Genomic DNA, 21,580 nt, shown 5'->3' with positions numbered 1-21,580 from the left:
CCTTACGAAACGCTAAAGGGTTCCAGATCATAACGTGAGATTTAATGATAGCGGGGGGAATAATCATGGTTAATCACGATGAGAAACAATTTTTGAATTTGCCATTTACAGGAATATGTACGTTTGGTAAATATCCGATTTGCACAGATTTGGACGAGTTGGATGCCGATGTAGCGGTCATAGGGGTACCAAATGATATGGGTACCCAATGGAAATCAGGTGCAAGAATGGGACCGAGGGGAATTAGGGAAGGTTCGACGCTATACAGTTTCGGGTTAGAAGGTGCTTATGACATTGAAAATGATATCATGTATCTCGGACCAGATTGGAAAGTGGTGGATTGCGGCGATGTTGATATGGTACATGGAGATCTAATGCAATGTCACGAAAATACAGAAGAAGCGATCCGTAAAATTGTTTCAAAAGGAGCAATGCCAGTAGTTTTAGGAGGAGACCATTCTATCACGGCTGCGGTAGGAAAAGGATTAAATGAAATAGGTCCATTTCATATCATTCAAATTGATGCACATCTAGATTGGGCAGATCACCGCTCAGGAATGCGCTATGGCCATGGGAACTGCATACGCCGTCTATCGGAGATGGATCATGTACAGAAAATATTCCAATTAGGTATTCGTGGAATTAGCAGTAGTAAAAAAGAGGATGTTGATGCTGCAAGAGATTATGGTAGCGTCATTCTATCACCACGCCAAATGAGAAAAATGGGAATTGAAGAAGTGCTGGAACAAATCCCAGCAGGAGAAAGATATTATGTGACGATTGATATTGATGGATTGGATCCATCAATCGCACCGGGGACTGGTACTCCTTCCCCAGGCGGCCTTCTTTACGATGAAGTAAACGAATTATTGGAAGGTATCGCAAAACGGGGAGATGTGATTGGATTCGACTTAGTCGAAGTGGCGCCTCCTTATGATCCAACCGGTATAACGCAGCAAGTAGCGGCTCGCATCATGCTAGATTTGCTCAGCTATGTTTTAAAAGAGAAAGAGAATAGAAGGCTAGCACAAGAAAAGTACACAATACAGGATAGTTGTTGAATTGAAATAAAGCGTTCAGAAATGTACTTGACAAATAGTCAGAAAAGATTGCATAGTTTGAATTAGAGGTTCGTAAAAAATTTTAGCTGAATATTCTTTCGGATTAAGAAGGTATGCTATTTGGAGAAATAAAAGTAGGCGAGAAAATAATTCAGGATATAACGAATCACTTATTTTATAAAGTTTATTGAGTGTGTGGTAAACTAATCAAACCTGAAAATTTTTGAATTTGGTAAGTTTTTCTATACTCCTGCGATAAAAATTTTAGCAGTCTATAAATTTTTTAGGAGGTAAGCAGATTGAAAGAAAAACTGACTATCGGTGAAATGGCAAAGCTGCGAGGATTGACTTCGGAGACCTTACGCCACTATGATCGGATTGACTTGTTCAAGCCACAATATATCGATTCACATTCCGGATATCGATACTACTCCATTTTTCAGTATGAAATTTTGGGTACCATTAAAGAACTAAGGCAACTTAGGATGACTACAGATGAGATCAAGGAATATCTTAATGAACGCAATTTCAGTAAATCGTTAGATATTATGAAAACCAAACACGAAGAACTTGTTTCAAATCTGAAAGAATTGAATGAAATGGAAGAAAATATCAGGGGAAAGATTGCCTATTTGGAACAGGTGGAAAGAGAAAATGAGCTTCAGAAAGTCATATTCCGCGAAATGAAAAGCAGGCGATTACTTACCTTGCATGAGAAAATCAATAATAACTTTGAACTTTGTTATGGTGTCTTGAATTTAGAGAATATGCTTACGGAGAAGACACCCATTCTTGCTACCAACAGACTTGGCATTATTATCGAAGAAACGAATCTAAAATTGGAACGTTTTGAGGAACCTTCCACTATTTTTATTGTGGCAAAAAATAAGGAAGATATTCCGAATACATATCAATTGACGATTCCAGGAGGATTATTTGCATGCATCCGTTACAATGGAGAATTATTGTCGAGTCGTAGCGAAAGTTTAAGAAAAATACTTCAATATCTTAAAACAAACAGCTATCAGATTACTGGTGACGCATTGCAAATCATGCATCTTGATATTACGATTACGGATAAACCGAATGAGATCACCTTTGAAATCCAAGTTCCTGTCCGAAAACTGTGATATATGACAAAAAATTCCTAAGAAATTATATTAACGAGAACAATGTTCAATTTATTGTACAAATTTTCTTGATAAACAAACATTGGTTTTGTAATAATGAACGAACTAAAGAGCGAGTAAACGGCTTAAGCCTATTGAAATAAAGGCTCAAGCCGTTTAAACATTTAATAATTCTCGATAGGTGGTTCATTTAAGTTAAGGCAACAGCTTTAGTCAGCCTGTACCTCTTCGACTGTTTGTTCTACTTCTGCTCGTGACATTTTTTCACGACCTTCTTGCATTGCCTTCAATGTTTTGTGTGCTAATGCAAGTGGTAATCGACAGAATAATAATACTGTACGTTTATTAATATCTTTCATATAAAGATCAGCTTTCGCAAGATTTTCCTCAGCATATGCAAATAAATCTTCGCGTGTCCAACCATCGGGAACGAAACTTACTCCGCGCTCATCCATATCCTCATGCTGATTGCGTAAAATATTGACTGCTTGGAGACCTCGGCCATAGCCAATAGCTAAATCGCGATCGGTTTGAATGTCTGCACCCCACGCCCAAAGCTCGGACAGCATTGTCCCAACAAGCCCTGCAACGTAGTATGTATAATCATCTAAATCCTCTCGCGTATGCACCTGCCAGTTTGCCTTTGCCCATTTCGCCATCCCAAATGCCATTTCACTCGTTGAAGCTTGGACAATATTACGTGAGCCTTCAGGACAAAACGTTAGCCAATCTGCTAAACGGAGAGCTACTTCAGGTAGCTGATCTGCATATGGCGCTAATAATGCTTCATAAGCTTCAGCATTAAATGGTTCCTTTAATAACTCGCTTGTTGCATTAAGTAAATCGAATTTTACATCATTGGAAAGGTTTTCATGATCCTCAATTTCATCTATAGCACGCATGGCTAAATATGCGGCTGCCACTGACAATTTTAAATCATTTTTTAAAAAAGTAATCGGTATATAAAAAGTGCGACTTGTTTCCTTTAAAACTTGCATCGCTTCTTTATAAAGTTTTTTTTGATCTTTCACTTGTATTCCTCCGTTCAAATGGTAACACATCTATAGTATATCGTATCGTAAAAGTGATGAAAGATAAAACAGATTGTTCAATTTATATTCAACTATTTTCAAATGGTATAGATTAAGACAAAGAGAGGGAAGATTTAGTTTCACATGACATACGTTTTCACAAAATGATATCCAACTTTTTAATTTTAACGGAACGCTTTTCAGGAATTATCGTACAACTTTTAAATTTTATCGATATCCACCTACTAGAATGCTATAAAAGTGATAATGCATCGAGTGTCATTGCATTTCCACTTCTTTTGTTTTTATAGTAGAATAATGTTAAAGTTATAAAAATGCGACGAAAATCGTGTGATTAATAGAAAAAATTTGATATTTTTCGTCTTTTTTTCATGAAAGTTTGCTAAGTTATTGCACATTTATTTCAACAGCGTTAAAGTTTAGGAAGGACAAAAATACAACTTCACTTTTCGAGTAATTGCTGCTGATGCCTTCGCTTTCGGTACAGAAATACAATACATCGGATTTTGGCACAATTACTCCTTGCAAAATCCGTGACATTTGTGGAGGCATGAACGTTATTCAACTGGCTTCTAAACGCCACTTGAATACAAGCAAAATCTAGTATATATCTCTCCATCTGAAATAGAGATTGTACGTAAAGTCAAAGGAGAATGGTATGCCAAAGGCTATAGGTATTGATGCAGGCGGAACATTGACAAAAGTTGCTTATTTAGATGAGCATAATGAGCTCGTTTTAATAACTTTCCCGTCAAATGATTTGCTTGCTGTGCAGAATTGGATTATTAATCATCCAGATATTGAGGATATTGGTGTTACGGGAGGGCGTACAGAACAATTACTGGATGTCATCAAAACAATGAAATCGATTCATTATATAGTAGAGTTTGAAGCCACATTGAAGGGCGTTCGATTTTTATTGCATAAAGAGGGACACTTCTTCGAGCGAAGTATGATTACTAATATTGGTACTGGTACTTCAATTCATTATATGGAAGATAATACGCATATTCGTGTCGGTGGGACAGGCGTTGGTGGTGGAACATTGATTGGATTGTCAGCGCTTACAACTGGCATCACGGATTATAATGAAATAAGAGAACGGGCCTCTAAGGGTAATCGAGAAGAAATTGATTTACTTGTAAAGGATATTTATCAAGGGATGGACACACCTATTGATGGGAAATTGACAGCTAGTAATTTTGGGAAAGTTGGTATTACAGAGTCTGTCAAACATCCAACAGAAGATATTATCGCAACTGTACAAGGACTTGTCGGTGAGGTTATTACTACACTTAGTATTCAATATGCCGAAGCAAAAAATGCTCAACATATCGTTTATATCGGTTCAACTTTAAGTAATAATGATCATCTTACACGTGTTATTGCCAACTACACACGTACGAAAAAGCATACACCAGTCTTTATAAATGACCACGGTTTTTCAGGTGCAGTCGGTGCATTATTAAATATAACTGAATATACGATTGTCTAAATACAATGTACATTACTAATTAACATTAGTGATGTACATTTTTTTTATCTTCATTCAGTATAAGAGTTCTACCTATAAAGGTGGTGAGATGAATGCAGATGCGGATCCTTTTTCTGTAGCGAAAGCAAAGCGACAGCAGCAAATGTTTTCTGCGCGAAAGCGAAGCGTCAGCGGCAAATGTTTTCTGCGCGAAAGCGAAGCGTCAGCGGCAAATGTTTTCTGTAGCGAAAGCGAAGCTGCAGCTACAATTACGCCAAGGCGAAATTGATTGGACTGGAAACCTTTTAGTAATGCCTGCAGTAATCCCCAAAGCATAAAACCTTCTATCCTGAGCAAATTACATGTAGGAGGTGAATATCCGTGGCCAATAGAAACACCAATAGAAACAACAAAAACAGCAATAAAACAATGAATGTTAGAACGCATAATCCCTTTGATACCTACAAAAAAATAGACCTCGATAAATCAAATAGTAATAACAATAACCCGAATGACAACCTCAATGAAGAATTCGCTGCAGAGTTTGATGCGAAAGCCAAAAATAAAGATAATAAAACGAACCATAAGAAAAATCAACAGTCCAACAAAAACAAATAACCGAAATATGGGAGGTATAAATAATGGCAAAGAAGAGGAAAACAAGCTTTAAAAAGAAAAAGAAGGAAGATACACATAAAAGAAATGATCGTGAAGAATATTCAGCAGAATTTAATCAAGTAATTCATAACAATCCTCAACAACCAAAACAATCCAGTAAGAAAAGGTAACGAAAACTGCTCCTTAAGGTTGAGAATACTTAAGGAGCACTTATTTTTTGCTGTTTTGGCGACTTTATACCAAAAGAATATGAAAGGTTGATTAACTTGCGGAAATTTTGTGTGAAACTTGGCATTTTTCTTGTATTGTTTGCTGTATTCATAAACACCCCAACAATTTCTTATGCACAACAGGGAATACCAGCCCGTGCACAATGGGGAAATGTAGCGATAAAAGAGACAAAGGCAAAATACCCTCAAGCTAAAATTATCGATTATTTGCATGAGGGAAGCGAAGTTAATGAAGACTCTTCTATTGAAAAATTTAAGCTTTGGTTAAAACAAAGTGACAAGGAATTCGGTGTACATGTTCGGATCAAATATATAACGAATACTAATAAAGTAGTGAAAATTGAATTCCAAGAAACCACTCCATGAAATAAGAGGATGCCAATTTCAGGCATCCTCCTTCCGTTAGCTTTCTAGCTTTTGAATAAATTCTCTCATTAATCCAGGTAAATCTGGCCATGCATGACCACTGATTAAATTACCGTCTGTATGAAGATTAGCATCGATATACGTTGCACCTGCTACTTGAACTTCGGGCTTGCAGGCAATATAGGCTGTTAGTTCGCGTCCCTTCAGAACTTCTGGAATGGTCGCGAAAATTTGAGCTGCGTGACATACTGCAGCGATTGGTTTATTTGTTTCAAAGAAATGGCTAACTAGTGCTGGAACATGCTCATTTAAACGAATGTATTCTGGCGCTCGACCACCAGGAATGATGAGTCCGTCAAATTGTGCCGGATCTACGTCCGCAAAGGATGAATGTGCTTCTAATCCATACGCTGTACGCTCGATGTATGTATCGACCCCATCGACAAAATCGTGCAATACAGTCTGTAATTTCTTTGCGGATGGTGCTGCAATCGTTACATCATAGCCAGCCTCTAGACAACGGTAATAAGGATAAAAAATTTCTAAAGCTTCAACTGCGTCTCCTGCAAGTATTAATACCTTTTTCCCCATGCTTCCATCTCCTTTTATTATAATCTAGTAGCTAAATTCGACGTTTTCAAAAAATTTCCTTCTGATATTATTGAAATGCTGAAAGAAGTTGAGAATCGCTGATAAAAGAGTGAATCAAACGTCAGTCGACTGGAACATTGCTTCTAAATGCACTCCATCAAAACTTCAAACTACTTGCTTTACAATGAAAAAAATGAAGCGTATAGTATTTATTTAGCTAGGTAAATAAATTAGGAGGCGCTAACATGAATCCAATATTTCATGCTTTATTCCAAAAAAGTCGCTATTTAACGAATTGTTTAAATGAAGTACTGAAACAGCACAATTTGTATAGCTCACAATGGGCTATTTTATATTGCTTACATAATCATGGGCAAATGACATTAACACAAATTTGGAAATATTTAAACGTTGAGGCACCGAGTGTAACAAGAGCAATTACTCGACTCGAAACTTTAGGTTGGGTGCTGAGAATAGATGGTGAAGATAAACGTGAGAAAATCGTTACCTTATCACCATATGCAGAGGAAAACTTGCCTGCTATTACTAAAACCATTTTAGCTTTTGAGGAAGAAATGGTGGGGACATTAACTGTCGAAGAACAGCAGCAATTTATGATTTTATTGGACAAAATGAAAGGTTGATTGACATGCAGCAAGAGGGGAATACAAAAATATGGACGAAGCAGTTTATTAGTCTCTTTTTAACGAATATTTCAGTATTTTTTGTTTTCTATGGGTTGGTAACGACTTTGCCGCTTTATGCGATTGGTGAGCTACACCAAACTGACAAGGAAGCGGGATTGTTATTGTCGGGATTTTTATTATCTGCCATTATCGTTCGTCCCTTTTCAGGTAAACTATTAGATGTTTTTGGAAAGAAAAAGCTTTTGGTACTTTCAATATTCGGCTATTTTTTATGTACAGTTTTATATTTATTCATACATCCTTTTGGACTTTTACTAGGACTCCGTTTTATTCAAGGGATTTTCTTTAGTATTATTACAACAGCAGCTGGCTCTTTAGCAGCGGATATTGTGCCAGCCAATCGTAAAGGTGCAGGTCTAGGCTATTTCACAATGTCTACTAACTTAGCAGTAGTTATTGGACCATTTGTCGGTTTACTGCTTATTCAATATAGTAGCTTCAATGTACTATTTATTGTGATGAGTATTTGTATATTAGCAGGGGGCATCCTAGCTGCGACGGTAAATACTGATAATTTACCTAAGCCTGAACATCAGGGTAAATTAACGTTTAAATTTGATGATTTATTTGAACGTCGCGCACTTCCAGTAGCGGCTATTGCTAGTTTAGTAGCTTTTTCATATGCGAGTGTTTTATCGTTTTTATCTGTCTACGCACAGCAAAAAGATTTAATGGCTGTGGCGAGTCTGTTTTATGCAGTTTTTGCAGCTGCAATGCTTATAACACGTCCATATACAGGTAAACTTTATGATACAAAAGGGCCGCAATTTGTTATTATACCTGGCATTATATTCTTTGCTATCGGTCTTGTTATGCTTGCATTTGTCTCAGGACCGGCATTATTTTTATTTGCAGCCATTTTTATTGGATTTGGCTATGGAGCAGTGACTACAAGCTTACAAGCATTAGCTGTACAGTCTGCGTCACATACACGCAGTGGTTATGCAACCGCAACGTACTTTACGATGTTTGACATTGGTATTGCGCTTGGCTCTTATATTTTAGGTATGCTAGCTGTGCAAGCAGGCTATTCTTCTGTTTATCTAGCTGGAGCAGGCTTACTAGTTGTTGTCTTTATCATTTATTTAATTCGTTTAGCTTCTTTCAGCGGGCAAACATCGGCTGAATAGAGGAACTCAGTCTAAGAACGCCACGTCCTGTGGCAACGACTGAGTGACCAACATCTTGTTGGCCTAAAGCCTCCGGAGGATGTCACGGAATCGGAATGGAGTTAATAAAGGATGTTAGCCTAAAAACATCGCATCCATGTGATAACGGCTAACTGACCTGCATCATGCAGGCATAATTGATTAAATAAATAAAATCAAAAAAAGTAGTACATGTATGAGGATAAAGAAAAAAACAGTTGGGACATCCCAACTGTTTTTGTTTGTGCGCTATAAACGACCATATCCAACAAAGTGTTTTTTCCAATAAGTGCTATTGACGTTGGCGATAGAAACACCACTGTTACTTGCGCTAATCATTTGATTATTTCCAAGATAAATACCTACATGTGAAATACCTGCTATATATGTATTAGAGAAAAATACTAAATCGCCTACTTGAGGTGACTTTACTTTTTTAGCTGTATTGTAAAAACCTGCTGCTGACTTACGGGCTGTCGAAATACCCGCTTTATTAAAAACGTAAGTAACATAGCCTGAGCAATCAAAACCTGTACTCGGTTTGCTTCCACCAAATGTGTATTTTACGCCTAATTGTTGTTTAGCAATTTGTGCTAGACTAGCTGTTGGTTTAGGTGTAGACGTTGCTGATAGTGAGGTATTGATGTTTAACTTTTGTCCAACACGAATTGTTGAAGAAGATAAGTTATTCCATTTCATTAGTGTTTGATAAGAAACACCGTATTGATTGGCAATCTTCGATAAAGAATCACCAGATTTTACTGTGTAAGTTGCAGCTGATGCTGTGTCTATAGTTGAAAAAAGGACAGATGTGCTTAAAGCCAATGTAGCTAATTTCAATCCCCATCTATACTTTTTATTCTTTTTCATAATATGTATCCTCCTGAAAACTTTAAAGCTTAGTATATAAATGATATTAACATTGTAATATTACAATAGTATGTCAATAAAATAACATTAAGGATACAAATATACTGCCAATAATTGTGAAATTAATTACTTTATGGCTAATCGTCAAAAGTTTTGTAAAATGTATGCCATGTAAATAAGCTGATTGGATGGAGATTGATGATTCCTATGCGGTTCTTTATGTATGAAAACAAAGATGATAAAAATGAAATATTCGGGGATATTAAGTATCTGAATAAAGTGAAGGCAGATGAAGGGAAGAGACCGACTCTTGGTTTAAGGCAAGGGACAGTCTCCGTTGTTTAATTTTTTTCTTTTTGAATCGCTTTACGTGCAAGTGCATCTGCAGCTTTATTTTGCGTATCTGGAACCCATTTGATGAAAAATAAATCGAAGCTATTTGCAAGTGTGAGTGCCTGTTCAAGATAAGGTTTAAATTCCTCATTTTTCACATATTCTTTTTCCATAGAGGCTACAACAATTTTTGAATCTGAGCGCACTGAGACTAGGTTTGAATCAAGCTTTAATGCTTCCTCAAGGCCGCGTACTAAGGCAGTGAACTCGGCAATGTGGTTATTGGTTTGCCCTATATACTCACTGATTTGTATATGATGGCCTTCTCCTTTAATAAATATCCCAATACCACTTGGGCCAGGATTTCCTGCACTAGCAGCATCAATGTATAGTTCTAACATAAAATCCCTACTTTTTGATTTAGATTTTACATTAATTGTACAACAATAGTGCTTTTTCACAAAAGTTAAGTTAAATATGGATAAACAAAATAGTTGCTTGTTCAAAATGTTCACTTCATAATAGTAAGAAGCGAAATTTAGACGTGAAAGGAGCGAGATTTCAATTTGGATAAAGTGACGGTTATGAAAGATATTGATGAACTACATGATACGTATTGTGCTGATTGCTTAGTGATACAGCAATTACGAAAAGAGCGTGGTAAACCTGGAGCTCATCGTTTCTGTATTGAAGCCTGCTCAGTAGGGGAGCGACTACAATTTCTCGGAGAAGAGCTTTTGAAAGTGTATAGTAAATAATGTTTTAAACATATTATAGAAATGTCTTATCAACTGTGGCAAAGCAATCATAGGTCTAAACGGACTATGTTTAAATAACGTAAAGCTTAATGTTAAAAGTTTCATTTTTGCTCAATAAATAACCATATTTACTAAATTCGATGCATAAATAACAATATGATCGGAAATAATAGTATTGGTTGGTTACCATAGAAAAAGCTATTTTATTGTTGGCTCATTGCCGATAATAAAGTAGCTTTTTTCTATGTAAACTAAAATGTGCCACACACTCTAAGATTTCTTAGAGTGTGTGGCGCTATTTTAAGCATTATTTAGTTGTAGCATAGTTACTTAAGTCTTGGTAGTACTTTGTGAGTGAGGAAGCTGAAATATCGAACGTCGCCGCAATTTCTTTTACAGTCATTGATAACGGCTCGAATAGCTCTTTTTCTTGACCATATCGAATTGCGCCAGCGGCAATGGCAGCCTCTTTACGCGCAGATGGTTGTCCTTCAATTAAGTAGTCCTCTAAAAGCTCTAACATAGGAGCTGTTTCACGCTCATTTTGCTCAAGGAAATCTTTAACTTGTGTGATTACATTGCTCTCAAAGTTCGTGAATTCCTCGCCTTTATAACCATTTGACACAAGTAACTCCCAGAAGGATAAATGCTCTTCTTTTAAGAATGATCCAGCCTTCTTCTCAGAAGCCTCGAAATTTTTCTTAAATTGTTCAAATACCTTTGTATGATCTTCAGGGAAGAAGATAAGCGTTGAAACAGCTAAATAATGCTCTGATTCGTTTGTACCATCTGGTAAGATGAATGCAAAGACATGCATACCTTCAGGGATTGGTTTGTCATTTTCACGACGAATATAAATTTCTTCATTTGTTAACACATGTGTAGCCTTGAAATATTTTTCTTCTACAACTGACACGGAACCAATAAATAGACGTGGTTGTGACCAGCCTTCTAACACTTTTGCCGTAGAAGGTCTTACCGTTTTTTTCTTTGTTTTCTTTAAGTAACCTTTCCAAATAGATGGCTCTTGATGGAAGAAGAAGTCGTCTAACGCGATCGCCTCAATCAGCTCTCTTTGTAGTACGCTCTCTAATTTAGGCTGCCATGTACCTACATGCTCTATATAGGCACGAACATCTTTACGTTCAGGATATTCTAAGTAAAATGTTTGTAGTACACGCTCTAATTCTTCAATTGCTACAGCTTCTACGGTAACCTGTTGTTTACCTTCACAACATTTTTTATATTTTTTGCCGCTACCGCATGTGCATGGATCATTACGTTTTACCATAATTAGAAACACTCCTTTGAAAATTGTTAGTCGAATTTTGCTAAATAAATTGCATACAATTAATAATAACGGTACATTTGTATGAAGAAAAATGATTGTCTATTTAGAAATATCAAAAAATGTAGAGAGACGCCCTGATTCTAGTATATGTACGTATTTTCCTGCTTAGAACTAAAAAAAGAAAACCACCTACGCTTTAGAAGTAGCATAGATGGTTCTCGCTTTGTTTAGCCTTTGACAGCTTCCATTTCTGTCGTTAATCGTTCAAGCTCATTAATAAGTTGACCAATGTAAGCAATCGTATCTCTGAGCGGTTGGTCTGTTGTAACATCGACGCCCGCCATTTGAGCTAGCTCTACAGGTGATTTCGTACCTCCAGCTTGAAGGACTGCTAACCATTCATCTACAGCCGTCTTACCTTCTTTTAAGATACGCTTGGATACTTGTGTAGAAATTGTTAAGCCAGCGCTATATGTGTATGGATATAGACCCATATAATAGTGTGGTTGACGCATCCAAGTAAGCTCTGCTCCCTCAGTTATATCGACAGTGTCACCCCAGAAATCTTCTAATACGGAGCGTTTTAATTGATTTAAAACGGTAGCATTCACAGCTTCTCCCGCGTCGACTAATTCATATACTTTTCGTTGATAAGCTGCCTCTAGTAAGTGTGTGACGAAGTTATGGTAATACGTTTTGGACACAATATTTGAAATTACCCAACGTTTGAAGCGAAGGTCATCGTTATGGGTTAATAAATAATTGGCTAGTAGCATCTCATTCATTGTTGATGGTGCCTCGATAAAGTATAACGAAGGACGACTGTTAAAATAGGATTGATGAGCATGTGCATTCACAAAATGACCTGCGTGCCCAAGCTCATGAATTAAAGTGAATACCTCATTCATACGTTCATTCCAAGACATTAAAATAAACGGATGACTACCATATGGACTTGAACAGAATGCCCCGGTCGATTTTCCTTTGTTTGGTGCATAATCAATCCAGCGTTCGTTAAACGACTTTTCGATCATCTCTTTGTAATCCTCACCCATAACGTCTAATGCTTTTTCAACATATACTTTTGCTTCAGCCATTGTTATTTTCGGATCATAGTCTGGATCAAGGGCAATCTTTAAATCGGCAAATGTCATTTTTTCAATGCCGTTTGCTTGTTGAATAAGCTTTGCGTAGCGGCGCATATGAGGTGCAAGCTCTTTCGTAATCAGATCTATTTGACGATTATAAAGCGTACGATCAACATCTTGATCAAATAATAAATAATCAATGACAGAATCAAAACCTCGTAAATCAGCCATTGTTTTTTCCTGTTGAATGTGTGTGTTATAGACTTTCGCAGTTGTGTGCTGATAATCGCGTAATTTATTCGAAAATGCTTGGAATGCAGCATGGCGTACTGTTGTATCAGCGTCAAACTCCCAGTCATTTTCGTATAATACAAAACTAAGTGGATGTTTTTCGCCATTGGCCTCAAACTCTCCAAAGTGCATATCTACAAGCTTAGTCGTATTATACGTTTCATATGGTGCATCAAAAGTAGAGCTAAATGCAGCTAGTGCTTTTTCTACCTCTGGATGCAGCTGATGAGGCTTATGTTTTAATAATTCCTCTAAATAGACCTTATAATTAGGGCTTAATGTAGCAGCTTCCTCTAAAATAGACTCATCTAGTGCTAGTAATTCACTGCGTACGAAAGAAAATGTACTACTTATTTTACCAACTGCAGCACCATATTTTGCAGCACGCATTTGGGCTTCGTTATCTGTATGATCAGCTTGATTATTCAAGCTTGCATAAGTACCAATAGGAACTATGCTTTCATATAGTGCTTCATAAGCTGTTAAAACATCGATTACCTTTTGGGCATCCGTAATTGTACCTTGATACGTACGTTCAAAATTTCTTGCATCTTCCACAAGCTGCGCTAAAGCAGGCTCAAAATCCGCGTCATTTTTAAGTAAATCTGTTAAATCCCAAGTTTGTTCCACTGGTACATCTTTTCGTAATGGTAATACATCCATTAATTAACACCCCTTTTAAGTAAGTGACTCCATTATAACGAAACTATTTCGGAAAGTGAAATAATTATAGAGAATAGTTTTAATGTTCACAAAAATATAATAATATTGTAGAAACTTATGTTCGTATTAGCTATAATGGATTTAAGGTAAAGGGGGAATGTAATTATAATGCAGCTAGTTTGTGAGAAACCAGATGTCTATAAGCTTAGTCAAGTGAATCAAGATAATCTATGGAAAAAGTTAATTGCGGATTTGTTTGAAGATTTTTTGTTGTTCTTTTTGCCAGACTTACATGCAGAAGTGGACTTTTCTAAGCCAGTAGAGTTTTTACAGCAAGAACTTTTCAAAGAAATTATTGAGCATCGTCAAGGGCGCAAGGTAGCTGATCAAATTGCGAAGGTTCATCTAAAGAGTGGTGCAGAGCAATGGATCCTTGTCCATACAGAAATACAAGCAGTAGATGAAGTGCATTTTGCGAAGCGAATGTTTGAGTATTTTTATCGTATCAGTGATCGTTATGGTAAGAAAATTGTGACAATTGCAATTTTTACAGATACGAGTAGCAAAAGCACGAATCAGTATCATGAAAAGTATTATGGTACAGAAATAACTTATACATTTAACAAGTTTGTTGTGTCAGATTTTGAAGAAGAAGAATTGAAAAACTCACCGAAGCTACTTAGTAAAGCGTTACTAGCATCTATTTATTTGAATAGAACAAAAAACGAAATGAGCAATCGTAGTACTTACAAAAAAGCATTACTAAGAGAAGTATGGTTATTAAGTAATGTTGAACGAACAGAAATACGTGCGCTTCTTTACTTCATTGATTATTTATTAAAGCTACCCAAATCTATGTCTGAACAGCTTTTAAGAGATATGAAAGATGAAATAAGAGGGGAGGAAGAAATTTTGCATCTAAATAAAGAAGATTTACCGCCGACACTTGCTGGAGTTTTGGAATTAGAAAGGCAGGAAGGAATTGAGCAAGGAATTGAACAAACCATTAAACAAATAATTAGTGGTTTAATTGAAACGGGTGCTGACGATGAGTGGATTGCAGAAGTTTCAAAGCTTCCAGTGACAAAGATAAAAGAAATTCGTAAGGTACTAAAATAATCTAATTGTGTAGAAAGATAAAAATGACAATCCCGTATTAGGTTTGTTGAAAGTTTTTAACGTCCAATTGATGTAATCCATCTGTTTTTAGGACTGGCTTTATAGTGGAAAATGTTTTGGTTTTTATTTTATTTGTATTTACAAATGGCCTTGAAAATTGTTTGAGTCAATGTGAAAAATGTGTGTATAGCCTGTACACTTTGCAACGCATACTAATGGCTAGAATAACTGGCACATTGGAGGAGAAATAATGTCACAAAACTTAAACAAACATTTGAATAAACTTGTCGCTACATGGTCTGTACTTTATACGAAATTGCATAATTATCATTGGTATGTTACGGGAAATGCCTTCTTTACACTACATGCAAAATTTGAAGAATTATATAATGAAACAACGTTAAATCTAGATGAAATTGCAGAGCGCATTCTTTCGAAAGATGGAAAACCAGTTGCTACATTAAAAAAACATCTTGAACTGTCCTGTATAGAGGAAGCGACAGGGAATGAGACGACAGAGGAAATGGTGGCTACAACTATTGCCGATTTCCAAACACTTATGAAAGCTTTAAATTCGACGATGGAGCTTGCGGCAGAAGAAGGGGACGATCGAACAGAGGATATACTAAATGCTATGTACCAGTCCCTAGAAAAGCATACATGGATGTTGAAAGCCTTCCTCGGACATTAATAACCACAAGTAAATGATAGGCGATGGGACTTCTTAATTCACTTCTGTTGCCTATTTTTTACATTTTGTGTTAAGATCATTCTTTCAAAAGGTGAACATGTATCACAAAGATATAACAAATATTACAGTTCATTAAAAGAATGGATAAAATGGGTTTATTTCTTGAATAGGAAGGGTAGATACCTAGTAAGCCATACAAATTAGGAGGAATTGAACATGATAAATGAACAAAACCCACAAATTGAAGTGGCCCATACAAGGGAAGAAATGCTTCATATTTTAGAAAGTATGCTATTAGATGCATATCAAATAGAGGATATTTACGTTATTGCGAAGGATCCAAGCAAATTTGAGGGTATAAAATGGGATGCTAATGTTAAAACACACGAGGTAGGGAATTGGGTTGATCAATTTAAGTCTTGGTTTACTGGTGAATCGGCTGTAAAAGAAGGATTTAAGCGATTTGATCTTACAGAGGGTCAAACAGCTTACTATGCTCATCTCGTTGAACAGGGTGTCATCGTATTATTTGCTGAGCATTCAACTGAACCTATGACGACATAATGTATATTAAGATGATTGTTATTCGTCTTGATTCACGTGTGACAAGGAGAGTTTCCTTTTGAACAATAAGTAAGCTAAATATAAAATAAACAGAGTGAGTGCACATGCATCGCTCTGTTTATTTGTGTAGTAAGAATTAATTTATAGCTTTTTCATGTTCATGTTTTTTAATAAAGCGTAAAACATGGAGATGCTCTAATTGGGCAACAAGATTACCAATTAGAATAAAACTACCACCTATTACTATTTTTACCGTTATTCCTTCACCAATAAACATCATAGCAAACATCGCTGCGAAAATTGGCTCTAAGGAAAATATTAGTCCTGTATGTGTAGCAGAGGTAAACTGTTGTGCAACAGTTTGACCTACGAAGCAAAATGCACTACAAATGACACCAAGTCCTATAATAGCAATCCAAGAAGTCGTTGTATTTGGAAGTGTTGGTGTTTCGAAAATGAATGTTAATACAAGTGCATAAAGTCCAGCAAAACCGAGCTGGTAAATGCCATAAGGAATTGATTCAACGCTCCGTGTAAACGAGCTGTTTAACAGTAAGTAAAACGAATAACATAGTGCAGCGATGGCTAATAGAATATCCCCTTTTTGAAAGGTAAATGAGCCATGTGCCGTTAAAATTGTAATCCCAATCATTGTGCAAATAATCGCAAAGCTAACTGCTCTTGAAGGTAATTTCTTTTCAATAAAACTGCTGAAAATAGGTACTAAGATAACTGTTAGACTTAAAATAAAACCAGCATTTGATACCGATGTTGTTTCTAGTCCGAATAAGCTTAGAGCGAACACAATGAATAATAGAAACCCTTGTATAGCTGCATATTTTAATGTTTTAACATCGACTTTAATCATGCGTTTATAAAAGATAATACCAGCTACGAAAAATGCGATGATACAACGCAATGCCACCACATTATAAACAGCCAATGTTTCAAGCCCCATTACCATAAAGGTATAAGATAAGCCCCAGAACATTGTCACTATAACCATCAATAAATTTGCTTTTCCTTGGATACTCATTATGCTCACCTACAATCTGTGTACTAAAACAGTTTTTATTCTAAAATTTACTATATATCTTGTGTTGTGATTAGTAAAACGAATGTTTATAATGGTTAGTATTAAAAAAATTCATGTATATAGAGGACAAGGCGATGAGTTTAGTCAAATATGAGATTTTGAATAAAGTAGCTGAGGTAGCTAGCTTTACAAAAGCAGCAGACGCATTGGGATTAACCCAATCTGCTGTAAGTCATGCTGTTTCAAGCTTAGAAAAGGAGTTCGGCTTTGCACTCATTCACAGAAGTCGAGCTGGTGTCACGTTAACGAGTGAAGGTAATACAATGCTGAGGGCAATGAGACATGTCCTCGATGCACAAGAACTGTTACAGCAAGAAGCCGCACACATACTTGGCGTTACTCGAGGAAAAGTGAGAATTGGTGTAATTTCAAGTATTTCTTCAAACTGGATGCCGGAAATTGTTCGTATTATGGACAATCTATTTCCTGGTATACAAGTTGAACTGCGTGAGGGAGATTATTATGAAATTGAGCAATGGCTATTGAGTGGTGAGGTTGATGCAGGATTTTTAAATGGTCAAAAATCTAAGCAGTATCAGTTTACCGAACTTCAGCAGGATCCATTGCTGTGTATCGTCTCCGATAAAAGTCCGCTTTATAATAAAGCGGAAGTTGATATTGTTGAACTAGAAGACATGCCATTTATCATGACTTCATATAAAGGGACTAATGATGTTAAAGAACTGTTAGAGCAATATCACGTGAAGCCAAATATTCGCTTTGAGCTTTCAGAAGAGGTAGGGATTATTTCGATGATTGCTCACCAGCTTGGAATTAGTATTTTACCGAAATTAGTGACGTATAACTTACCTCCTACGATAAAAGCGATACCTTTAAAACAAGGTGGCTATCGCACAATAGGAATAGCTATGAAACACCAGGCATCACCAGTGACAAAGAAATTTGCGGAAATATTAAGTTCCTGGTTAAAAGAGCAAAATATGAAATAATATTGATTTACTTCTACCTAATAAAAACAATATTGAAGCATAACATAACATTACGTTAAAATAGTATTTGTATATTTATCTTCATTCAGCAAATGTTATTTGTAGCGAAAGCAAAGCGGCAGCTACAGAAGATTCCCACCTCTAAAGGTGGTGAGATGAATGCAATTTTGATTACTTTTTCAGTGGGTGTCCAAACACCTACTGAATGAAGATAAAGCCTCCGGCGGATGTCACGGATTTTCAAAGGAATGAATAAAGGATGTTAGCCTAAAAACTTCGCATCCTGCGAAAACGGCTAACTGACCTGCGTCGTGCAGGCCTAGGCACAATTCAAAATCCGGACGCAATTACGCCAAGGCGAAATTGATTAGAAAAAAGGTGAGTGTATGGGGACATTACGAGGTAAGACCGTACTCATTACAAGTGGGGGAACACTTGAAAAATGGGATCGTGTGCGTGGGCATACGAATTTATCGAAAGGGTCGATGGGCTGTTATTTAGCTGAAGCGGCACTAGAGGCTGGGGCAAACGTATTGTATATGCATGGTTATTTTGCACAGCTTCCTGCAAACAAAGATAAAATGCGTACCATTCGATTTGAAGGTATTGAAGATTTAGGTGAGAAAGTTCGACATGCTGTTCAGGAAGAACAGGTGGATATCGTTATTATGGCGGCTGCAGGTTCTGATTGGCTTATTGACAAAGTGTATGACCAATCTGGGAATTTAATAGAGGAAACAGGTAAAATGCCATCTGATGAACCACCTATCATTCACTTTAAAAAGGCTCCTAAAGTATTAGGCCAAATTAAAGGGTGGCAGCCGAAAGTTACATTAGTGGGCTTTAAACTTGAGGCAACGGATGATGAGGAATTTTTACTGTCCCGCGCACGTCTGCGAATGGAATCGGCCAATGCTCAGTTTATGGTAGCTAATAGCTCGCAATCTTTATATGGTGGAAATGAGCCACATTGGATTGTACCGGCTAAAGGCGAAGCGATAAAGGTTATGGGCAAACAAAAGACAGCGAAAGCATTAATGGATCTTTTATAAAATGATTAAAACAAAAACTGTGTAGAGGTAAATTGATCTGCGCAGTTTTTATTTTTGCCCCTTGAAGTCTAAAGTGATACTTACTGACATAACTATAGACATACTTCATATTTCTTCATTCCTTAGTAAACAACTAAGTTTTGTAATATTTATATTGACAATAGGTTTTCTGAATTATAGAATTATTTGCAAGAAACGAAATACCCACAACTTGGCCCAAAATGTTTTGTTACAAATGGTGTAGGTCAAAATCTAACAGAGTTATCTAAGGGATAAGTGGACTATGATTGACGTGTTGGCTTTAAAATATGTAAAGAGAAGGGGTGTATCGAATGACTCAACAAACAAAGGTAGATGACAAAAAACTAGAGGCAATTGCAAAAGCAATTCAAAATTTGGAATTTGGAGAAGTACATATTACGATTCAAGATGGTGTCATTGTACAAATTAACAGACTTGAAAAACAGAGATTTCCACAGAAAAAGTAAACAGTATGGGAGGCCACAGAATTTAGATGTGGCCATTTTATGTTAAGGCACTGCTGAGCGGACTATCTTTAGCTACTGCATAGGTTATTTTATAGAGTTAGCCATTGTAACTAATGTGTGAGGTGTATCAGTGTTAGATACCTCTTTATAAATACCTAGATTCCTTAACGGACTCTTCCACGGCCTTCAGCGAATTTTTCCTCAAATGAAGGAGGGGGTTTATGGATATTTGCAGTTACCCATTCATTTGCAGAAAATAAAAAATAATAGGTATCATGTAAAGTATTTTTTTAAACATTTGAAATACACCCAACTATTACTTTTTCATCAATCAAACTTATTATTTCGAAAAAGAGCGGAAAAATACGTCAAAAACCAGGAAGATTACAACGAATCATCCTGGTTTTGCGTTTATTATTCTTGCCATAGCCTATTCATAAAAACTATTTGGGATTTCACCTATATGTCTGCGATGATATAGTAAAGGTTCCTTCTGTGCATTATCAATTTCTAGGACCTGCCCGATAAATATCGTATGATCTCCAGCATCGATTTGCTGAGCTGTTTTGCATTGTAAAATGGCTGCAGTATCATGTAAAACCGGTAGACCAAAAGCAGAGGTTGACCATTTAGCCTGGGCGAAACGATCTGGGATTTTACTTGAAAAGAGCGTACATAATTGTTCTTGATTGCTCGCTAAAATATTGACAGCAAACTTTTGAGCAACTGTAAAATATGGATGCAGCTGTGATTTTTTATCGAGCGACCATAAAATAAGGAGTGGATCTATGGAAACTGACGCAAAGGAATTGACAGTTAAGCCAATAGGTTCACCTACGTCATTACAAGCAGTGACAACCGTGACACCTGTTGGATAATTACCTAATGCTAGTTTAAAAGCAGCTACTTTGTCTGTCATTCTAATCACCTCTTCATTGATATAAGGAAATAAAAAATCTATTTTGATGAACTACTAGCATCGAAATCATTTTGTTGCCGAGCATTTTAAAAAATATATCATAAAATATAGTAACTTCTTAATAGTTGTAATATTCTTAATTTTATTTTAAACCAACAAAACTAACAGGTAAAGTATATAATAGAGAAAAAAAGGGGGTTCAGTCATGACTTTATACTTTGACCATCTAGTTCATCAAGTTCAATCACCAGAAAATACAAAGGTTTTCTTAAATAAACGTAATATCCGTACAGTTAACGGTGGTCAACATACAATGTGGGGGACATACAATACGTTAAGCTATTTTGGATTAAACTATATTGAGCAAATAGCAATTTATGATCGTAATTTATTTGAAAATGCAGTGAAATTACCTTATTCCCTACATTATACGTTTAAACGTGCTAACGAGCGCTATGGTTTTTCAAGAATTGCATTACGTACAAAAAATATTGAAGAAGAGGCACAACGTATACGTGCACTTGGATTTGAAGTGTATGGACCTGATGCTTGTAGTCGTACAAGACCAGATGGCTCTGTAGTAGAGTGGAAGCTATTGCATTTTGGTAAGCCAGAGCAGGCAATTGATTTTCCATTTTTGATTGAGTGGACTGATACAGATGAGGATCGTATTGCACAATTAAAAGCAAATGCAGCCATTGATACGAATCGAACAATATCGATGGAATCTGTCCAATTTTATGTGGAAGATGTGCAAGCAACAGTGAATTTATGGAGGGAAGTATTACAACTACCAGAGCCTGAACAACAAGAACAGTTTATTTCCTTACATTTACCAAATATTCGCCTAGATTTTTATGACGAAGTCGCTGCAGCTACTATGACACTAGGTCATTTAAATGAAGGGGCGTTTGGGGTTACACTTAAAGATACTGACAGAACGAAGGAAACGCTAGTTTTTCCCGGAGCTTTTTATTGGATCAATCGCTGAAGTTATAGTGTTTAGAGATAAAGCAGTGCTAATACATTT

At 36.4% G+C, this 21,580-nt stretch carries 26 protein-coding genes; 18 read left to right on the top strand and 8 right to left on the bottom strand.

All coding sequences use genetic code 11. The features are described 5' to 3' along the window. Positions 1 to 65: 65 nt before the first annotated feature. Both speB and AC1DCY_RS07485 read left to right on the top strand, forming a co-directional pair. Positions 66 to 1,061, top strand: a complete 996-nt coding sequence (gene speB / locus AC1DCY_RS07490) for an agmatinase (RefSeq protein WP_477348841.1) — start codon at positions 66 to 68, stop codon at positions 1,059 to 1,061. Between the two features lie 299 nt (positions 1,062 to 1,360). Continuing rightward, a complete protein-coding gene (locus AC1DCY_RS07485) occupies positions 1,361 to 2,191 on the top strand; it encodes a MerR family transcriptional regulator (RefSeq protein ID WP_477348839.1) in 831 nt (276 codons plus the stop codon). 209 nt (positions 2,192 to 2,400) lie between these two features. On the opposite strand, the gene AC1DCY_RS07480 is transcribed toward AC1DCY_RS07485, so the two are convergent. Then, positions 2,401 to 3,222 carry a squalene/phytoene synthase family protein gene (locus AC1DCY_RS07480; RefSeq protein ID WP_477348837.1) on the bottom strand — a complete coding sequence of 274 codons (822 nt, stop codon included), beginning with the start codon at positions 3,220 to 3,222 and terminating at the stop codon, positions 2,401 to 2,403. Between the two features lie 679 nt (positions 3,223 to 3,901). Between AC1DCY_RS07480 and coaW the strand changes: the two genes are divergently transcribed. The 5 genes from coaW to AC1DCY_RS07455 all read left to right on the top strand — a co-directional run bounded on the left by coaW (position 3,902) and on the right by AC1DCY_RS07455 (position 5,931). After that, on the top strand, positions 3,902 to 4,738 hold the full coding sequence (gene coaW, locus AC1DCY_RS07475; protein ID WP_477348835.1) for a type II pantothenate kinase: 837 nt from the start codon (positions 3,902 to 3,904) through the stop codon (positions 4,736 to 4,738). A gap of 88 nt (positions 4,739 to 4,826) precedes the next feature. Continuing rightward, positions 4,827 to 5,006, top strand: a complete 180-nt coding sequence (locus AC1DCY_RS07470; RefSeq protein ID WP_477348833.1) for a hypothetical protein — start codon at positions 4,827 to 4,829, stop codon at positions 5,004 to 5,006. A gap of 92 nt (positions 5,007 to 5,098) precedes the next feature. Continuing rightward, complete coding sequence (locus AC1DCY_RS07465) at positions 5,099 to 5,335, top strand: hypothetical protein (RefSeq protein ID WP_400908770.1); 237 nt, start codon at positions 5,099 to 5,101, stop codon at positions 5,333 to 5,335. 23 nt (positions 5,336 to 5,358) lie between these two features. Further along, the gene (locus AC1DCY_RS07460) at positions 5,359 to 5,505 is read left to right on the top strand and encodes a hypothetical protein (RefSeq protein ID WP_337990871.1); all 147 of its coding nucleotides are present in this window, start codon (positions 5,359 to 5,361) and stop codon (positions 5,503 to 5,505) included. Positions 5,506 to 5,601: 96 nt separating this feature from the next. Next, positions 5,602 to 5,931 (top strand): DUF3889 domain-containing protein, encoded by a 330-nt coding sequence (locus AC1DCY_RS07455; protein ID WP_477348830.1) that lies wholly within the window; start codon positions 5,602 to 5,604, stop codon positions 5,929 to 5,931. A gap of 36 nt (positions 5,932 to 5,967) precedes the next feature. Here the strand turns inward: AC1DCY_RS07455 and AC1DCY_RS07450 are convergent, their stop codons facing one another. Beyond that, entirely contained in the window at positions 5,968 to 6,522 is a 555-nt protein-coding gene (locus AC1DCY_RS07450; protein WP_477348828.1) for a DJ-1/PfpI family protein, read from the bottom strand. Between the two features lie 245 nt (positions 6,523 to 6,767). Between AC1DCY_RS07450 and AC1DCY_RS07445 the strand changes: the two genes are divergently transcribed. Continuing rightward, a complete protein-coding gene (locus AC1DCY_RS07445; RefSeq protein ID WP_477348826.1) occupies positions 6,768 to 7,166 on the top strand; it encodes a MarR family winged helix-turn-helix transcriptional regulator in 399 nt (132 codons plus the stop codon). A gap of 5 nt (positions 7,167 to 7,171) precedes the next feature. Then, on the top strand, positions 7,172 to 8,359 hold the full coding sequence (locus tag AC1DCY_RS07440) for an MFS transporter (protein ID WP_477348824.1): 1,188 nt from the start codon (positions 7,172 to 7,174) through the stop codon (positions 8,357 to 8,359). Positions 8,360 to 8,626: 267 nt separating this feature from the next. Here AC1DCY_RS07440 and AC1DCY_RS07435 read toward each other — a convergent pair whose 3' ends face one another. After that, positions 8,627 to 9,247 (bottom strand): C40 family peptidase, encoded by a 621-nt coding sequence (locus tag AC1DCY_RS07435; protein WP_477348822.1) that lies wholly within the window; start codon positions 9,245 to 9,247, stop codon positions 8,627 to 8,629. A 198-nt stretch (positions 9,248 to 9,445) separates the two neighbouring features. Between AC1DCY_RS07435 and AC1DCY_RS07430 the strand changes: the two genes are divergently transcribed. Beyond that, a complete protein-coding gene (locus AC1DCY_RS07430; protein ID WP_477348820.1) occupies positions 9,446 to 9,592 on the top strand; it encodes a hypothetical protein in 147 nt (48 codons plus the stop codon). Here the strand turns inward: AC1DCY_RS07430 and AC1DCY_RS07425 are convergent. Continuing rightward, positions 9,589 to 9,981 (bottom strand): ribonuclease HI family protein, encoded by a 393-nt coding sequence (locus AC1DCY_RS07425; protein ID WP_477348818.1) that lies wholly within the window; start codon positions 9,979 to 9,981, stop codon positions 9,589 to 9,591. The genes AC1DCY_RS07430 and AC1DCY_RS07425 overlap by 4 nt on opposite strands. Before the next feature lie 165 nt (positions 9,982 to 10,146). Here AC1DCY_RS07425 and AC1DCY_RS07420 point away from each other — a divergent pair, with 165 nt between their 5' ends. Beyond that, entirely contained in the window at positions 10,147 to 10,338 is a 192-nt protein-coding gene (locus tag AC1DCY_RS07420; RefSeq protein ID WP_387081104.1) for a zinc-finger domain-containing protein, read from the top strand. Positions 10,339 to 10,645: 307 nt separating this feature from the next. Here the strand turns inward: AC1DCY_RS07420 and AC1DCY_RS07415 are convergent, their stop codons facing one another. Together AC1DCY_RS07415 and pepF are read right to left on the bottom strand one after the other, a co-directional pair. After that, entirely contained in the window at positions 10,646 to 11,629 is a 984-nt protein-coding gene (locus AC1DCY_RS07415) for a YecA family protein (protein WP_477348816.1), read from the bottom strand. A gap of 227 nt (positions 11,630 to 11,856) precedes the next feature. Beyond that, a complete protein-coding gene (gene pepF / locus AC1DCY_RS07410; RefSeq protein WP_477348814.1) occupies positions 11,857 to 13,671 on the bottom strand; it encodes an oligoendopeptidase F in 1,815 nt (604 codons plus the stop codon). Positions 13,672 to 13,839: 168 nt separating this feature from the next. Here pepF and AC1DCY_RS07405 point away from each other — a divergent pair, with 168 nt between their 5' ends. From AC1DCY_RS07405 to AC1DCY_RS07395, 3 genes are all read left to right on the top strand, one after another. Further along, positions 13,840 to 14,790 (top strand): RpnC/YadD family protein, encoded by a 951-nt coding sequence (locus AC1DCY_RS07405; RefSeq protein WP_477348812.1) that lies wholly within the window; start codon positions 13,840 to 13,842, stop codon positions 14,788 to 14,790. A 250-nt stretch (positions 14,791 to 15,040) separates the two neighbouring features. Next, positions 15,041 to 15,481 (top strand): Dps family protein, encoded by a 441-nt coding sequence (locus tag AC1DCY_RS07400; RefSeq protein WP_477348810.1) that lies wholly within the window; start codon positions 15,041 to 15,043, stop codon positions 15,479 to 15,481. Positions 15,482 to 15,697: 216 nt separating this feature from the next. Further along, positions 15,698 to 16,045 (top strand): general stress protein, encoded by a 348-nt coding sequence (locus AC1DCY_RS07395; RefSeq protein ID WP_477348808.1) that lies wholly within the window; start codon positions 15,698 to 15,700, stop codon positions 16,043 to 16,045. 136 nt (positions 16,046 to 16,181) lie between these two features. On the opposite strand, the gene AC1DCY_RS07390 is transcribed toward AC1DCY_RS07395, so the two are convergent. Continuing rightward, positions 16,182 to 17,081, bottom strand: coding sequence for a DMT family transporter (locus AC1DCY_RS07390; RefSeq protein ID WP_477348806.1), 900 nt, complete (start codon positions 17,079 to 17,081; stop codon positions 16,182 to 16,184). 134 nt (positions 17,082 to 17,215) lie between these two features. On the opposite strand from AC1DCY_RS07390, the gene AC1DCY_RS07385 reads away from it, so the two are divergent. The 3 genes from AC1DCY_RS07385 to AC1DCY_RS07375 all read left to right on the top strand — a co-directional run bounded on the left by AC1DCY_RS07385 (position 17,216) and on the right by AC1DCY_RS07375 (position 19,631). Further along, positions 17,216 to 18,091, top strand: coding sequence for a LysR family transcriptional regulator (locus AC1DCY_RS07385; RefSeq protein ID WP_477348804.1), 876 nt, complete (start codon positions 17,216 to 17,218; stop codon positions 18,089 to 18,091). A gap of 386 nt (positions 18,092 to 18,477) precedes the next feature. Then, positions 18,478 to 19,143: a phosphopantothenoylcysteine decarboxylase domain-containing protein gene (locus AC1DCY_RS07380; protein ID WP_477348802.1), complete on the top strand. Its 666-nt coding sequence runs from the start codon at positions 18,478 to 18,480 to the stop codon at positions 19,141 to 19,143. A gap of 332 nt (positions 19,144 to 19,475) precedes the next feature. Then, positions 19,476 to 19,631, top strand: coding sequence for a YezD family protein (locus AC1DCY_RS07375; protein ID WP_477348800.1), 156 nt, complete (start codon positions 19,476 to 19,478; stop codon positions 19,629 to 19,631). 430 nt (positions 19,632 to 20,061) lie between these two features. Here AC1DCY_RS07375 and AC1DCY_RS07370 read toward each other — a convergent pair whose 3' ends face one another. Further along, positions 20,062 to 20,550 carry a flavin reductase family protein gene (locus tag AC1DCY_RS07370; protein WP_477348798.1) on the bottom strand — a complete coding sequence of 163 codons (489 nt, stop codon included), beginning with the start codon at positions 20,548 to 20,550 and terminating at the stop codon, positions 20,062 to 20,064. Positions 20,551 to 20,755: 205 nt separating this feature from the next. Here AC1DCY_RS07370 and AC1DCY_RS07365 point away from each other — a divergent pair, with 205 nt between their 5' ends. Next, positions 20,756 to 21,541, top strand: a complete 786-nt coding sequence (locus AC1DCY_RS07365; protein ID WP_477348796.1) for a VOC family protein — start codon at positions 20,756 to 20,758, stop codon at positions 21,539 to 21,541. Positions 21,542 to 21,580 lie beyond the last annotated feature (39 nt).

The sequence above is a fragment of the Lysinibacillus sp. 10T31 genome, assembly GCF_056394365.1.
The sequence above is the reverse complement of the archived record's forward strand: the minus strand, read 5'-3'. Positions and strand labels throughout refer to the sequence as shown.